15 protein-coding genes are annotated in these 14,216 nt (G+C 67.6%); 3 read left to right on the top strand and 12 right to left on the bottom strand.

The features are described 5' to 3' along the window. Positions 1-583: 583 nt before the first annotated feature. From ACV7JO_RS17080 to ACV7JO_RS17070, 3 genes are all read right to left on the bottom strand, one after another. Entirely contained in the window at positions 584-841 is a 258-nt protein-coding gene (locus tag ACV7JO_RS17080; protein ID WP_470355870.1) for a hypothetical protein, read from the bottom strand. Between the two features lie 457 nt (positions 842-1,298). Next, the gene (locus ACV7JO_RS17075; protein ID WP_470355869.1) at positions 1,299-2,654 is read right to left on the bottom strand and encodes a TIGR00341 family protein; all 1,356 of its coding nucleotides are present in this window, start codon (positions 2,652-2,654) and stop codon (positions 1,299-1,301) included. Positions 2,655-2,691: 37 nt separating this feature from the next. Then, positions 2,692-3,156 carry a DUF1269 domain-containing protein gene (locus tag ACV7JO_RS17070; protein WP_470356242.1) on the bottom strand — a complete coding sequence of 155 codons (465 nt, stop codon included), beginning with the start codon at positions 3,154-3,156 and terminating at the stop codon, positions 2,692-2,694. A gap of 309 nt (positions 3,157-3,465) precedes the next feature. On the opposite strand from ACV7JO_RS17070, the gene ACV7JO_RS17065 reads away from it, so the two are divergent. From ACV7JO_RS17065 to ACV7JO_RS17055, 3 genes are all read left to right on the top strand, one after another. Continuing rightward, complete coding sequence (locus ACV7JO_RS17065) at positions 3,466-4,074, top strand: HdeD family acid-resistance protein (RefSeq protein WP_470355868.1); 609 nt, start codon at positions 3,466-3,468, stop codon at positions 4,072-4,074. A gap of 33 nt (positions 4,075-4,107) precedes the next feature. Next, positions 4,108-5,496, top strand: a complete 1,389-nt coding sequence (locus tag ACV7JO_RS17060; RefSeq protein WP_470355867.1) for an AI-2E family transporter — start codon at positions 4,108-4,110, stop codon at positions 5,494-5,496. A 197-nt stretch (positions 5,497-5,693) separates the two neighbouring features. Beyond that, positions 5,694-5,912: an STAS domain-containing protein gene (locus tag ACV7JO_RS17055; RefSeq protein ID WP_470355866.1), complete on the top strand. Its 219-nt coding sequence runs from the start codon at positions 5,694-5,696 to the stop codon at positions 5,910-5,912. 40 nt (positions 5,913-5,952) lie between these two features. On the opposite strand, the gene ACV7JO_RS17050 is transcribed toward ACV7JO_RS17055, so the two are convergent. From ACV7JO_RS17050 to ACV7JO_RS17010, 9 genes are all read right to left on the bottom strand, one after another. Then, a complete protein-coding gene (locus ACV7JO_RS17050) occupies positions 5,953-6,345 on the bottom strand; it encodes a DUF5518 domain-containing protein (protein WP_470355865.1) in 393 nt (130 codons plus the stop codon). Positions 6,346-6,477: 132 nt separating this feature from the next. Beyond that, positions 6,478-6,849, bottom strand: a complete 372-nt coding sequence (locus ACV7JO_RS17045) for a DUF5518 domain-containing protein (RefSeq protein ID WP_470355864.1) — start codon at positions 6,847-6,849, stop codon at positions 6,478-6,480. A gap of 107 nt (positions 6,850-6,956) precedes the next feature. Then, positions 6,957-7,403, bottom strand: a complete 447-nt coding sequence (locus ACV7JO_RS17040; protein WP_470355863.1) for a DUF7970 domain-containing protein — start codon at positions 7,401-7,403, stop codon at positions 6,957-6,959. Continuing rightward, on the bottom strand, positions 7,400-8,386 hold the full coding sequence (locus tag ACV7JO_RS17035) for a ParA family protein (protein ID WP_470355862.1): 987 nt from the start codon (positions 8,384-8,386) through the stop codon (positions 7,400-7,402). The genes ACV7JO_RS17040 and ACV7JO_RS17035 overlap by 4 nt, the downstream gene beginning before the upstream one ends. A gap of 556 nt (positions 8,387-8,942) precedes the next feature. Beyond that, complete coding sequence (locus ACV7JO_RS17030; protein WP_470355861.1) at positions 8,943-9,311, bottom strand: metal-dependent transcriptional regulator; 369 nt, start codon at positions 9,309-9,311, stop codon at positions 8,943-8,945. Between the two features lie 123 nt (positions 9,312-9,434). Next, positions 9,435-10,637 carry an ABC transporter substrate-binding protein gene (locus tag ACV7JO_RS17025; RefSeq protein WP_470355860.1) on the bottom strand — a complete coding sequence of 401 codons (1,203 nt, stop codon included), beginning with the start codon at positions 10,635-10,637 and terminating at the stop codon, positions 9,435-9,437. Beyond that, complete coding sequence (locus tag ACV7JO_RS17020; RefSeq protein WP_470355859.1) at positions 10,634-11,830, bottom strand: ABC transporter substrate-binding protein; 1,197 nt, start codon at positions 11,828-11,830, stop codon at positions 10,634-10,636. Before ACV7JO_RS17020 ends, ACV7JO_RS17025 begins: the two co-directional genes overlap by 4 nt. Positions 11,831-11,933: 103 nt before the next feature. Then, entirely contained in the window at positions 11,934-13,103 is a 1,170-nt protein-coding gene (locus tag ACV7JO_RS17015; RefSeq protein WP_470355858.1) for an ABC transporter substrate-binding protein, read from the bottom strand. 64 nt (positions 13,104-13,167) lie between these two features. Next, positions 13,168-14,160: a zinc ribbon domain-containing protein gene (locus ACV7JO_RS17010; RefSeq protein ID WP_470355857.1), complete on the bottom strand. Its 993-nt coding sequence runs from the start codon at positions 14,158-14,160 to the stop codon at positions 13,168-13,170. Positions 14,161-14,216 lie beyond the last annotated feature (56 nt).

The raw sequence follows: 14,216 nt of genomic DNA, 5'->3' as shown, positions 1-14,216 counted from the left end.
CGGTAATGAAATATGTGGACGAGATAGAACATATTGCTGAAAGTGAGGCCCTATACGACGACAGTTCGGTTGAAACGAATTCAGGAGATACGCGACGCTATTTCGACGCCGGCCCGCCGTGACGGCCACCGTTGCGCGTCAGGTGCTCGTGACTGCGCTGTCGCCGCGGAGGAATGCCGGATATTTTCCGCTCTTGTACCGTAATTCGGACTATATATCTATATTGTCGGCAAACTGTTCGAGGATACTGAACGGAAATCCGACCCGAAGTCGGTAGCTTCCGACGGAGATAGAGGGGTGGTTCTCGTGAGTATCGATATTTTGCGCCGGAGGAGCGCTCTATCGAAGTGGTATCGCACCCCGTATCGAAAACACGTGTACTTCTGTTATTCATTCTGTTCATCATCGGTGAACGGACTTTTGGCTAGGTCGTACGCCACGGCCGAGAGTAGCGTAACTGCCGCGGCTGGATGCTTCAGAGCGGTGGTGGTCCCCTCCTGAACCGGTCACCGGGTAGGAAATACAGCTGTCGCTCGACACGTCCACGTCCGGGAAGCGGGCCCTCCGCGTCTCGGGCAGCGTTCTAGGCCGCGGTGTCGGGGCGACGGGCGCTACTGCGTTCGCTGACCCGCGGTCTCCAGTGGCGGGTCCGACTGCGCGAGGATTTGATGCCGTCCGACTGCCAGAACAGGTGCAGCCGTTCCTCGTCGAAGGCGAGCGCCAGTTCCTGACCCGTATCGGGTTTGTGGTTCCCCGGAACGCGGCCCCAACACTCCTCGCCCGCAACGTCGAAGTGGAGGCAGTTGTGCGACCCGACCGGCTCGCGGACGTCGAGATACACGTCGACCGCGTTCGGCTCACCCGCTTCGCTGTCTCGACTGGCGGCATGGGACCCGCACGCATCGGCCGGCGAGTTCGGACAGACTCACCGATGGAAGAACAAGATTTAAATACTATCCGCTCCAGATCTTTAGCGGCGGGAGAGCGTAACTCGTAGTCAGTCACAGCCCACCAATCCTCAGCCCACTGCGGACACGCTACTGCGGACTCGGCTCGATGCCACTCTGCTGCCGTACGAAGCGTGTGCCTCCCGCCGCGTCTGTCTCACCGCTGATTCCGTGCGGTGTCACGGTACGAATATAGCTTCGGATTCGCCGAAGATATCCACACTACTGCCAAGAGCGAGAGCGTTACTGATAATACGGGCCCTTTCTGCCAGATATGGAAACAAAAACGAAGATACCGATAGAAATACCCGCTTGTATTTTCATACAGCGTAGTTCCGAATATACCATCCCTCAGCGCGTGATGCGTCGGCGGGGGGTCCGCTCGGGCGACCGAGCCGCCGGCGTGTGCTCGGGCGGGATTTCGCCCGACGTCTGGGCCTCGATAAAGCCCACGCGAACGGTCACGTCGCGGCCCAACTCGCTGGAAAGCTGCGCGTCCCACCGCTCGGCCAAGTCCGGTGGGGCGTCGACCTCACGCAGGATACCGACGAGGACCGTCACCTGCGGGTCGTTGCCGAGGATGCGGTCGTCGAGTTCGTAGTCGACGCTGACCGAGACGAGTTCGACCCCCTCGATGTCCGCCGCGTCGACCCGCTGTTGGAGTTCGGACTGGGCGCGCTGCTCGAACGCCTGCGTCTGGAACGAGGTCCACGTGACGACGCCGAGAGCGACAGAGAGTACGGCTATCCCGACCACGAGGACGACGACCCGAGAGACGACGGACGCGCGGACACCCTCGAACTGCCCGGCGTCGAGCGGCTTGAAACCGGCCGCGTAGAACAGGACGAGCGCGGAGATGTTGATTGCGAGCAGGTTCACGACGACGAGGACCGCCGCGGCGAGGGCGACGCCGGGAAGCCCGAACGCGATGCCGAGTCCGGACGTGGCGGCCGGGGGCACGAGCGCGACGGCGATAGCCACGCCGACGAGCGTCGACCCGGCCCCGCGCATGATACTGAGCGACCCGGCGATGCCCGACCCCAGCGCGAGAAACAACGACAGGAAGTTCGGGCTCGTCCGCTCGGCTATCTGCGGGATGGCCCGGATGTCGAGCCCCGGTGGGATGAGCACGGTCTGCTGGAGCACCCACCCCATGACCGCGGCCGTCGCTATCGCCGCGAACAGCCCCGCGACCTGCAACACGACGCCCCGCCTGCCCATCTCCGGTTCGTCCAGCACCGTCCCGACCGACGCGGAGATGGCCGGCCCCATCAGGGGGGCGACGACCATCGCGCCGATTATCGTCGCCGCGGAGTCGAGCAACAACCCCGTCGTCGCGATGACGGTACTCAGGAGGAGAAAGGCGAAGAACGTGGAGTTCGCCGGGGCGAGGTCTTGGGCCCGCGCGTACAGCTCCTCGCGCGAGATGCGGAGGCCCGGAAAGCGCTCGGTGAGCGCCGAGAGGCGCTGTGAGACGACCGTCTCCGTCGGGAGGACGATGGTGTAGGAGTCCTCGCGGATGCCGGCGTCGACGAGGTCTTCGAGCACCGGCTCGACGCCGCTTGGCGGGACGGGGAACTGGACCATCGCCTCGAAGTCGCCTCGTCCGACCTCGTCGAAGACCGCGTAGTCGATGCCCTCTCCGTCGAGCGCGTCGAGCACCGACGAGCGGTTCCCCTCCGGAATCAGTACTTGGACCAGTCGCATGTGTTCGTTCGAATCCGCGAGCGCCGGCGCGCGACGGTCACCCGGCGACTTCCTCGGCGGCGAAGGTCTCCCGGAGGCGCGTCTCGTCCTCCGGCGAGAGGTTCGTCTCGATGAGTTCGAACTCCACGTCGCCGATTTCCGCCTCGATTCGCTCTAACTGGGCCTCGCGTACGAGGAGAAACAGGGCCGACTGGCCGGGCTCGATGGCCTCGCTCACCTCTTTGATGAAGGAATCGTCGATACCGATGTCACCGAGTTTCCCCGCGACCGCGCCGCTCGCGGCCCCGGCGAGCAGACCGAGCCACGGGGCGAAAAAGAGCAGTCCGATGAGCATCCCCCAGAACGCGCCCCCGAGCGCCCCGGCACCGACGAGGCTGTGTGCCTGTTTGACCTTCGCACGACCGTTCTCGTTGCGGACGACGACGGCGGCGTCCTCCAGTGTTATCAGTTCGCGCTTCTGGAACTCGTACATCTCGTCGCGCATCGTCGCGGCACCGTCCATGTCGTCGAACGCGAGCACGACCAAGGAACTCATACGACTCGCTCGGGGCCATCGGGGTATAGTTATTCACCGGCGAGGGCGGCGTAACAGCGGATTATCCGCAGGCGTCGACACGGCCGCCGCCGCGACGGTCCTCGGAAATCGGAATCGGCTCGCGCGGGTAAGCGAACCTTCACACCGGTAAGGATATACAACTGACAGCAATCCCGGACCCAATCGTGGGAATCGGGTGACGAGTCCGCGAGCACGTCGCAGGAATGCCGCGAATACGGTTATCGGCTGGGGCGGCGAACATGACTGCAGAGTCACATGAGTACTGATACGTCTTCGGTACGTTCGGAATCGGGCGACGAACGGCGGGACTGGCGGTACCTCGTCGGTGCCGGCGTCCTCATCTCGCTGCTCGGCCTGCTGGCGGTCCTCGCCCCGTTCGCCACGGGCGTGGGCGTCTCGCTCCTGTTCGGCGCGCTGCTCGTCGTCGGCGCGGTCACCCACCTCGTCCGGGCGTTTCGCGCCGCCGGCGGCTGGCGGGGGTCGGTCTGGCAGGTCGCGCTCGCGGTCCTCTACGGCGTCGCCGGCCTCTCGCTGCTGGTCAACCCCGTCTTCGGGCTGGCGACGCTGACGATACTGCTCGTCGCGTACTTCGCGGTCGAAGGCGTCGTCGAAGTCGTCGGCGGCCTGCGGATGCGACCGGCGTCCTCGTGGGTCTGGGTCGTCACGAGCGGGGTCGTCTCGCTCCTCTTGGCGGCGCTACTCTGGGTCGGATTCCCGACCACGGCGCTGTGGGCGGTCGGCCTGCTGGTCGGGCTCCATCTCCTCTCGACGGGTATCATGCTCGTCGTCCTCGGCTATCAGGGCCGGCGGACCGCGGCGACCGGCGGCGGCGAGACTATCGGCGGCGAACCGCGGGGCGGCTGACCGCCCGGCGGTCACCACCCGATTGCGCTGACTATGGTCGATACCCCGCCGAGTCCCGGCCGACCGGCCGACGACCCCGACGACGCCAGCGGCGCGGCTACCGGCGAGAGCGGTCGGACGGAACGCGGTGTCGAGGGCGACGCCGCTGGAGCGGCCAGAGAGCCCGACGGCGGCACCCCGGCGCAAGCGACGGCGGGCTCGCTCGGGCTGACGGGCCGTCGGGACCGGGTCGCGTTCTGGCTTGCGACCGTCGCCCTCTCGCTCGCGGTCACGTACGTCCTCTGGCGCTACGTCGGGACCGTCGCCGTGGGCGTGTTCGCGTACTACGTCACCCGGCCGGTCCTCGGCCGCATTCACGGTCGGGTCGCCTCGCGCACGCTCGCGGTGGTGGTCGCGCTCCTGACGGTCGCGCTCCCAGTGTTGGTACTCGTCGGGTGGACGCTCTACGTCGCGGTACGCTCGGTCGCGGACGTGGCCGGGAGCGGCGTCAGCGACGAGCTAACGGCCGCGCTACAGCCCTACGCGGACCTGCCCGCGATAGCCGCCGAGGTGACGGCGACGGTCAGAACTGTCGCCACGGACCCGCTTCGCTTCGCCGGCCCGGAAGTCGGCGGGGCGCTGTCGGAGTCGCTCGCCCTCCTGTTGACCGCCGTCGAGGAGCTGTTCGCCGTCGGGATACACGCGTTCGTCGCACTCATCGTCGTCTTCTACCTGCTCAGAGACGACTACCGCATCGCGGGCTGGGCGCGGGAGACTTTCGTCGCGCCCGGCGGCATCGGCGAACGCTACGCCGTCGCCGTCGACCGCGACCTCCAGAACGTCTTCTTCGGCAACATCCTCAACGCGCTCCTCACGGGCTTTCTGGCGGTCGTGACGTACCTCCTCCTCAACGCCGTCGCGCCGCCGCCGGTCCTGATTCCACAGCCCGCGCTCGTCGGGCTGTTGGTCGGCGCGGCGAGTCTGGTCCCGGTCATCGGCATCAAACTGGTGACCGCTCCCGTCGCCGTCTATCTCTTCGCCAGAGCCGCTCTCGCCGCGCCCGAGACGCTCTGGTTCCCGCTCGTGTTCGTCCTCGTCTCCTTTGTCGTCGTCGACTACATCCCCGACCAGTTGCTCCGGCCCTACGTCAGCGGCCGGACGTTACACGTCGGGGCCGTGATGCTCGCGTACACGCTCGGGCCGATACTCTTTGGCTGGTACGGCATCTTCCTCGGCCCCATCGTCTTGGTCGTCGTCTTCGAGTTCGCCCGGCTAGTCGTTCCGTGGTTCCTCGGCGACGGTACCGAGGCCCCGCTGGGGGAAGACCCCGTCAGCCCGTCGTCGGTGACGGCCGCCGACCCCGGGACCCACGAACGCACGGCTCCGCCCGAGGGAACACCCACCGACGACTCGCCCGACGGGAGCGGGTCGAGCGACGACTGAGGCGTCGCTCGCCCGACCGGCCACCGACCGCGCGGTCGTGCCCCCGGTTTCTGACGGTGCCGCCCAGTCGCTAAGAGCCGCCCGCCGCCGAATGGCTCTCCCTTCTAAGACAGCGGGGGCGAACGGCAGCTACAGGCGCTCGGGGAGCGGCCCCGCAGACGGGGCTGTACGCCGCGCTGGCCGCCGCCGTCGCGTACGTGTTCTTCGCCTCCTCGCCGACGGTGGACTTCGCGGCGGCGGAGTTCCTCGTCGCGCTGCAGCGCGACCTCGACGGTCGGGGGCTCGACCTCGGGATGGCTGGCGCGAACGAGCAGGTCACCGCCATGCTCGACGCGACCGACAGCGACGGGACGACGCGTGACGTACCGAGGCGGTGTAGTGGGTGTGAAGACGTGTGGCGACGTGGCGGTGGATAGCGACGTGACGACGGGGAAAAAGCGTTCGACGGGGCGGCTGTCAGGGCGTCGTTGCGCCCGTTCGGGCCTCACCGCGACCCTTGAGCCAGCCGCCGAGTGCGCCGGCTATCGCGCCGGGAATCGCCATGACGAACAGGGCGACGAGGGCGACGATAGTGCTGCCGACTGCCGGGACGAGTCCGACGAACAGGAGGCCGAGCACCGCGATGACTGCGAACACCGCGAGGGCTCCGACGACGGTCGCCAGACCGCCGTGGACGGCCCCCCGTCCGATGCCAGAGACCATGTAGCCGGCGACGAAGCCGCCGACGAGTCCGGGCAGGGCCAGAGCGATTCCGGTGGTCTCCGCGGGCGGGGCTACCCACGACACGAGTAGCCCGAGGACGACCGCGACAACGAACCCAGTGAGTACTGCTCTCCAGTTGATGGCCATGGGCAAGTGTCGGTACGCTCTCTGTAGGATTAGTAACGAATGCGTTACCCGTGCGGAAAGCTGCTCAGATACTCGCTACGTCCGTACCGGTTGCGTTCCGGTAGCGCACTGTGACTGCGACGGCCGGACCGGTCAGCCGCCGTTGAGCCACCCGCCGACGGCACCCGCAATCCCGCTCGGGATGGCGAACAGGAGCGCGACGACCGCACCGAGGACGAACACGCTCACACCGGCGAAGATGCTCGCCAGCGGGCCGCCGACGGTCGCCACCAGCGCGCCGAACAGCGAGAGGACGACCGCGCTCACGATGCCGCCCAGCGCGCCCGAGACCAGTCCGTTCCACAGCCCGTTCCACAGCCCGCCGCCCGCGATATACCCCGCGACGAACCCCCCGATGACGCCGCCGCCGATGGTTCCGACCACGGGGATGGCGACACCGCCCAGCGAGCCGACGACGAGGGCGACCACGGCTCCGATGACGACCGCCGGCCAGTTGAGAGCCATACCAGACCGACGACAGCCGACCGCATAGTTACCCCCACCTTCCGTCCAGTAACGTCGGGTTACGTCGTGTCCGGGACCGCTGGCGTCGCGGTTTCGGTCCCGCCGGCTCAGTCGAGCGCGCCGAACCCCTCGTCGCGCATCAGGTCGGCCACCCGCTCGGGGTGTTCGAACGCCGCGAGCAGCGCGAACTCGCGGGCGTCCGTCTTCGAGACCGTGTCAGTGTCGAGCCGGTCGGCGAGTTCGCTCCGGAAGCCGGCCTCGCGCTCGGCGACCGCGTCGCGGACGTGTATTTCCAGTCGCGTGTCGCGCTCGTCGCCGACGTTGCTCCGGCGGACGAAGTAGGGGTAGGTCGGCTCCGACGCCTCGCCGTCAGCCGTCGCCCCGCCCGACTCTGCCGTCCGCTCGCTGTTCGCGCCCGACCCGTCGTCGGCCGCTCCGCCGGTGACCGCCGACGGCTCGTCGTCGGCTTCGGTCGTCTCTGTGGCGGCGTCGCCGTCGTCCGTGTCGCCCCCGCCGAAATCGAGGTTCCCGGAGCCGGACTTGAAGTTGTTCATGCGGTCACCTCCCGCTCGCCGCCGAGGTCGATCTCTCTGGTCCCGTGGTCCCGGATGTCGAGTTCGAGCACCGGGTCACCGCCGGCGTCGAACGTCTCGGTCGCGACGAACCACGCGAGTTCGTACAGCCGTCCCAGCGTCTCGACCTCCCGGTCGCGGACGCGGCGCTGGTTCGGCTCGCTGACCATCTCGCCGTCCCGCTGGAAGGTCTTCCAGCGCTCCTCGACAACTTTGAACGCCGACCCCCGGGCCTCCCACATCGCGTCCATGAGGCTCTCGCGGTTCCCGATGGTGACCGGGGTGGCGAACGCCGGCGTGTCCTCGAACTGCTGTTGGTACTGCCGGTGGGCGTTGGTCTGGCCGACGCCCGAGGGGACGACACAGGACAGCCCGATTTCGATGTCCAGTTGCTGCTCCATGTTCCCGACGAGTTCTTCGAGCCCGTCCAGACTCAGGTTCCCCTTGCCGGCGGGCTTGACCGGCGCGACGAGGGTCCGCAGCGCGAAGATGGCGTTGTAGAGCAGGTCCTCGGCCCGGGCGTTCGGGTCGATGAGGACGGCGTCGTACTCCTCGTTGAGGGCCTGCTCGTTCCAGAGCAGGTCGTACAGCAGTTCGAACCGCGGGTACTCCTCGCGGCTCATGTTCTGCATCCCGGTCTCGTAGGATATCTTCTGTTCGAGGTTCGAGGTGAAGTCCCCGAGCATGTCGTGGCTCGGCACGACGTCGACCCCCTCGGCCGTCGTCTCTATCAGGTCCTCGAAGGGACCGTCGGGCATGTCGAGGATGTGTTTGACTAGATTGTCCGCGTCGGGGTCGCTGCGGTTCACGCCCACGTCGAAGAGACTTGTGAGGTTCCCCTCTTGGGGGTCCAAGTCCAGTACCAGCGTGTCGTGTCCCATCCGCTCCAGCGCGACCGCCACGTTGGCCGTCATCGTCGTCTTGTACGTCCCGCCCGATTCGGAGTAGACCACGGCCGTTATCATACGCCGTGGCTTCCGCTCCCGTCGTTATAAATCTGTGTCAGACATCTGTCTGTGTCGTCCGTCAAGTATAGCTGTAACAGACATCCGTCTGTAACTCTACCGTACCGCAACGTCCGCATGCGGTGGCGCTCGCTCGACGCCGTATCGAAAATCTGGTGCAGACGCCCGGTACTTCCGTCTGGGCCGGTCGTCTGCCCGATATGTCTGTTACGGAATTCTGTTAAAGATGTCTGCTACAACTGTCTGTGATTTTTGTCTGTAACATCCGTCTGCTATAGCTTACCATCACGAATCTCTGTGCCGGGCTTCTGTGACGAGCCGCTGTCGTGTACTTCTGTTGTGTCTATCTGCTACAGTCGTCTATCCCGAGTAGATGTACTGGAGAAGCGTGATGGCCCGCTGTCCTATCTCCGTTCAGTCCGTGTGAGGAACTGTATCGGGTGATACAGTGGGCACCGTCGCGGGCGGCGGGCCACACAAGGAGCGACCGGACGTCCGTAACAGTAATCTGTAACGGTATTCTGCCCCGTATTTCTGTAACAGACACCCCGGATTGTCACTCAGTCGAGTGTTCGCCCAGCAGCGTCGCGTCGAGGCGGTCGACGACGGTCGAACTGACGGTGCCGGTCAGCCGCCGGGCCTCGCGCTCGTAGTCGTCGATTTCGAGCACGTCACGGCAGAACCGGACGAGCGTCTGGTACGTCTCGTGGAGGTCGGCGGCGGTTGCACGACCCTCGTCGGTCAGCGTCACTCCCTCGTACGGTTCGTAGGTGGCGAGGCCCCGCGACGCCAGTCGCTTCAGCATCTCTGTAGCGGCCGCCGGTGAGCGGTCGAGCGTCTCGGCGACGCGGCCCGGCGAAATCGGCGGTGACTGCTCCTGCTCGGCCACGTAGACGACCAGCAGGTACTGGGGCTCGCCGGTCATTCGCGGCTCCCGTGTCCGTCGCCGGTACCGCGTCGGTCGTCGGTCAATGAGGTTTGGCTGGGATGCATCGGCTGGATTGTCTCTCGGAGTCGGGGGTGGCGGCGCGCGCGGACCGATACCCGGTCACACGTCGCCGGCGACGATGTCGGCGACGCGGTCGCGGTCGAACAGCCGCTCGGACGCGGGAATCTCGGGGTAGGCCTCGCCGTCCTCGTAACCGGGCCACGCGCCGAACTGCTCGGGGTAGAGCTGCTTTGCGGTCATCTCCAACTGGAAGAGGTTCATCAGCGGTCCTTGGTAGCGCGCGCCCTGCGCGTACACGTCGTCGTTTCGGAGGGCCGTCAGTCGGCTCCCGACCGCGTCGGCTTCGAGGGTCGCCCGGACGTCCGCGATGCTGTAGCTCGACGCCATCGTGAACAACACGAGTATCGCGTCCGGGTCGGCGGCGAGCATCCCCTCGTAGTCGACCTGCGTCTGTGGCCCGTCGAACGTCGCGTCCGCGAACGCGTCGGTCGCGCCGAGGGGGCGGGTGTGGGCCGTCAGGAACCCGTCGACGTTGAGGTGATATACCCAGAACGTCTCGCCCTCACCGTCGAAGACGAGCGCGACCGTGGGGCGCTCGTCGGCCGGGGGCAGCCGCGACTCGATGGTCGAGCGCATCGAAGCGTGGACCTCTGCCAGCGCGGCGGCGCGGTCCCCCGCCCGGAACACCTCGCCGACCCTGCGGAATATCTCCCACAGGTCGTAGTATCGGTACTCCTCGGCCCACCCCTCGGGCGGGTCGCGTCGCCGGTCGCTGTAGTAGTTCCCGAACCACGGGGCGACGTTGTCCCGTATCTCGGCCACATCGTCGGCGTTCAGGTTCTCCAGCGTCGCGGCGTAGGCGGGGTCCGTGAGGTGAACGTCGCTGTCGAGTTCGTAGAACCCCTCCTTGCCGAGGTTCCACGAGTCCGTGAGCCCCTCCCAGTCGAGGGAGACGCCGTCGAGGCGGTCGTAGAAGTGGTTCAGCAGCGTTCCGTGGTACTCCGGGTAGTAGACGGCGTCGACGGCGTCGCTCTGTCCGGCGGCGACGGCCATGTCGACGGTGTTTGGCAGTCCGGTGTAGACCCGCTCGGGGACGGCGTCGAACTCGACATCGCCGACCGGTGAGAGGGTCGCGGTGTAGGAGCCGTCGTCGGTCGACGCATCGGTCAGCTCGCCGCTCGACTCCGAACCGGACCCGGTCGTGCCTGCACAGCCCGCCAGCAGGCCGCCCGCGAGCGTCCCCGTGACGGCCAGCCACTCCCGCCGCGACGGGCGGTCGGGTCCCTCCGCCCCGTCGCTCATCTCTCGACCCCCTCGGTGATAATCGTCGCGAGCCGGTCGCGGTCGAACAGTTCGTCCTCGGCGAAGGCGTCGGGGAAATAGCCCAGCGCGTACCGCTCTATCATGAAGAGGTTGTGCAGCGGGCCGGCGTAGATGGGGCCGCCGCGGAAGACCCGGTCGTTCTGGACGGCCGTCAGTTGGCTCCCGACCTCGTGGTCTTTCATGTACGCGAGGACGGTCTCCTCGAACTCCGCGCGGCTCTTGCCCGACTCGTGGTAGCGCAGCAACAGCGAGTCCGGGTCGATCTCCAGCAACGCCTCGTAGTCGAGCGTCCCGGTGTCACTCGTCGAGAGGCCGTCGACGCCGGTCCCGGCGAACGCGTCCGAGAGGCCCAGCGTGTGGAAGTGTTCCTTGTTGGTGCCGTTACCCGACAACCGGTAGGGAGTGAACTCCTCGGGCTGTTCCCCGCCGAACACGAGCGCGGCGTTGGGCCGCTCGTCGGGGGCCGGCAGACGGGCCTGTACCGTGGCGACGAGGTCGTCGTGCATCGACCGAATCGCCTCGAACCGCGCCCGCTCGTCCATCACCGCCGCCACCTTCTCGAAGGCCTCGTACAGCGAGTAGTAGCGGTAGTCGTGCCACGAGTCGGTCCGCCGGAAGACGACGTTTCCGAGGAAGGGCGCGACGTTCTCGCGGACCTCGTCGAGGTCGGCCCGGTCCCACGCCTGAAACCAGTCGGTCAGCGCGTGGGGGTCCATCAGGTGTAAGTCCGCGTCCATCGCGTAGAACGGCTCCTTCGAGATACCGTCGTTCCACAGCTGCGTCAGCGAGTCGAGGTCGACGGAGACACCGTCGAGGGCCTCGTAGTGCAGCGTCTTGTACCGCCCGCGGTACCAGATGGACTGGGCGGCGTCGCCGTGACCCAACGCCACCAGCATGTCGATGTAGTCCGCGGTGAACGTGGCGACGGTCTCGGGGACGGCGTCGAACTCGACGGTGCCGACCGGTTCCATCGTCACCTCGTAGGGAGCCGTACCGGCCGGTTCGGACACTCCCGATTCGGTCGCGGTCCCGTCGGTCGCCGTCTCCCCATCCGACGTGTTCGACTCGCCGCCGGCACAGCCCGCCAGCAGCCCCCCGCCCACGAGCGCGCCGCCGTACTTGACGTACTCGCGCCGCGTCGGGGCGCGCGTTTCGGTATGATTATCTGCCATATTTTTAGGCCGCCCTAAAAATATAAATACGCTTTGGTTTCTCGACGGCGAACGGCGCGGTCGATGCCACCCGCAACGACGAGACGACACGGCCGACGCGGAGTCAGTCGTCGCCGGCGACGATGTCGGCGACGCGGTCGCGGTCGAACAGCTCCTCGCCGCCGAACTCGTCGGGGTACAGCCCCCGAGCGGCCTGTTCGAGCTGGAAGAGGTGGAGAATCGGTCCCTGATACGTCAGTCCCCCGTAGAAGACGCGGTCGTCCTGAACCGCCGTGAGACTGCTCGCCACGTCGTGGTCGGCCATGTGTGACCGGATGTTCTCGGCGAAGTACTCGTCCGTGATTTCCCCCTGCATCCGGACGGCGATGGCGTCGGGGTCGATCTCCAGCAGCGCCTCGTAGTCCAGCGTTCCGCCGCCGGCCTGCGTGTCTCTGACGCTGTGGGCCGCCAGCGCGTCCTCGACGCCGAGGTCTCGCCAGTGCTTGGACTGAGTCCCCTCGCCGACGAGATAGGGGTAGAACGACTCCGGGGGGACGCCGGCCGGGTAGAGCACCGCTACCGACGGCGTCGACGACGGGAGCCGTGACTGCACGTCCGCGACGACCTCGTCGTGGTAGGCCTCGAACGCCTCGTAGCGCGCCCGCTCCCGGAACACCTCGGCGACCTTCTCGAAGGCCTCGTACAGCGAGTAGTAGCGGTAGTCGTGCCAGTCGTAGACCTGCGTGAACACCGTGTTGCCCAGAAACGGCGCGACGTTGTCCCGTATCTCCGTCACGTCGGCCCGGTCCCACTGGAGCCGGTTCACCATGAAGTTCGGGTCGACGACGTGGAGGTCGGCGTCGAGTTCGTAGAAGACCTCCTTGCCGGTGCCGTCCTGCCAGAGCTGTGTCAGGTCCGCCGCGTCGACGCCGACGCCGGGCAGTTCGTCGTAGTGGTGGGTTCCGAACCGGGCGCGGAGTCCGATGCCGGCCAACCCGTCGCCGTGGCCCAGCGCGACGCCCATGTCGGCGTAGTCGGCCGTGTACGGCACCCACGTCTCGGGGACGGCGTCGAACGCGACGGTGCCGACCGGTTCCATCGTCACCTCGTAGGGCCCCGCCTCGGTCGATTCGGGCGTTCCGATGTCGGTCGCGGTCCCGTCGGCCGCCGTCTCCCCGTTCGTCGTGTCGGTTCCGCCCACGCCGGCACAACCCGCCAGCAGGCTCCCGCCGACGACCGCGCCGCGTCGCAGGTACGCCCGCCGCGTCGGCGTTCCCGTCGCCTCTTTGTCCATGCGAATTAGGCCCGCCTAAACAGTAATAACCCTTTCGAGATTTCGGTGGGCCTAAACACGGCGTTCAGCGCGGCACACCGCAGTTCGGACACATCGGCGGCCCGGGTTCGGGCACGGGCTGCCCGCAGTGGGGACACGCCTCGCCGTCGGGCGCGGTCAGCGCCTCCACCGCTTCCGCCGTCGTCGCGCGGACGGACGCGACCGTTCCGAATCCCTCGTCCGCTCCGTCAGCTCCGCCGTCCGCCGGTACCAGCGCGAACCGGGCGCGCTCGGCGGCGAAGGCGTCGTCCCCGGTGAGGTCCCGCAACGCGTCCCGCGGCCTGTCGTGGTCGACGCCGGCCCGTTCGAGGACCCCGAGCGCCTCGGCCGCGCGCCCCCGGACGTGGAGCGCCGCGTCGTCGAGCCGCGCGGCGAGCGTGTCGCTCGCATCTCGCAACTGCTCGGGGTGGACCGCGCCGACCACGACCAGTGCCGAACTGAGGTGGTATCTCACGAGGTCGCGCTCGTCGCCGAGGGCGTCGGCGAGACGGGAGACGTGGTGTCGCAGCCGGTCGGGGTCGCCGAGAGCGACCCGCTCCAGCGCCGCCGCGTGCTTCTCTCTGGCCTCCGGTTCGTCGAACTCCAGCCCGACGCGGAGGTCGGCCAGCACCGCCGGCGTGACCACCGCGGGGCGTTCGAGCGCCGCGCGGCCCAGTGCTTCGGCGGCCCGCGCGCGGACGTAGTAGAACTCGGCGTCGTCGTGGAGGCGGGCGGCGAGGGGGTCGGCGACCGCGGCGACGGCCGCGGGGTCGGTCTCCGCGACGGCGGCGAACAGTTTCGCGGCGGTGAGGCGGACGGCGCGCTCCGAGTCGGTCAGGAACGGGGCGAGCGACGGGAGCGCGTTCCCGACAGTCGACGGCCGCTCGTCCGCGGCCGACCGGACGGCCTGCAGCGCCGCCTTCCGGTCGTCCGTCGGCGCGGCGCGGAGGTCCGAGAGCGCTGCCTCCGCCCGCTCGGTCGCACCGTCTGCGACGAGGTCGGCGACGCGGCCGGGGGCCGGGGGGTCAGTATCGTCCATCGATGACCGTGCGGTACGTCGACGGACAGTCACAAACCGCTTGCGTTCGCCGCGGG

Source organism: Haloarcula sp. MBLA0138, from assembly GCF_055632455.1.
The sequence above is the reverse complement of the archived record's forward strand: the minus strand, read 5'-3'. Positions and strand labels throughout refer to the sequence as shown.

What these genes read in the sequence shown, in the direction of transcription:
- ACV7JO_RS17045 (WP_470355864.1), bottom strand. Translation starts at nt 6,849, where the DNA reads ATGGCTCTCAACTGGCCGGCGGTCGTCATCGGAGCCGTGGTCGCCCTC.
- ACV7JO_RS17030 (WP_470355861.1), bottom strand. Translation starts at nt 9,311, where the DNA reads ATGACCGGCGAGCCCCAGTACCTGCTGGTCGTCTACGTGGCCGAGCAG.
- ACV7JO_RS17025 (WP_470355860.1), bottom strand. Translation starts at nt 10,637, where the DNA reads ATGAGCGACGGGGCGGAGGGACCCGACCGCCCGTCGCGGCGGGAGTGG.
- ACV7JO_RS17010 (WP_470355857.1), bottom strand. Translation starts at nt 14,160, where the DNA reads ATGGACGATACTGACCCCCCGGCCCCCGGCCGCGTCGCCGACCTCGTC.
- ACV7JO_RS17040 (WP_470355863.1), bottom strand. Translation starts at nt 7,403, where the DNA reads ATGAACAACTTCAAGTCCGGCTCCGGGAACCTCGATTTCGGCGGGGGC.
- ACV7JO_RS17035 (WP_470355862.1), bottom strand. Translation starts at nt 8,386, where the DNA reads ATGATAACGGCCGTGGTCTACTCCGAATCGGGCGGGACGTACAAGACG.
- ACV7JO_RS17015 (WP_470355858.1), bottom strand. Translation starts at nt 13,103, where the DNA reads ATGGACAAAGAGGCGACGGGAACGCCGACGCGGCGGGCGTACCTGCGA.
- ACV7JO_RS17065 (WP_470355868.1), top strand. Translation starts at nt 3,466, where the DNA reads ATGAGTACTGATACGTCTTCGGTACGTTCGGAATCGGGCGACGAACGG.
- ACV7JO_RS17075 (WP_470355869.1), bottom strand. Translation starts at nt 2,654, where the DNA reads ATGCGACTGGTCCAAGTACTGATTCCGGAGGGGAACCGCTCGTCGGTG.
- ACV7JO_RS17050 (WP_470355865.1), bottom strand. Translation starts at nt 6,345, where the DNA reads ATGGCCATCAACTGGAGAGCAGTACTCACTGGGTTCGTTGTCGCGGTC.
- ACV7JO_RS17070 (WP_470356242.1), bottom strand. Translation starts at nt 3,156, where the DNA reads ATGGACGGTGCCGCGACGATGCGCGACGAGATGTACGAGTTCCAGAAG.
- ACV7JO_RS17060 (WP_470355867.1), top strand. Translation starts at nt 4,108, where the DNA reads ATGGTCGATACCCCGCCGAGTCCCGGCCGACCGGCCGACGACCCCGAC.
- ACV7JO_RS17020 (WP_470355859.1), bottom strand. Translation starts at nt 11,830, where the DNA reads ATGGCAGATAATCATACCGAAACGCGCGCCCCGACGCGGCGCGAGTAC.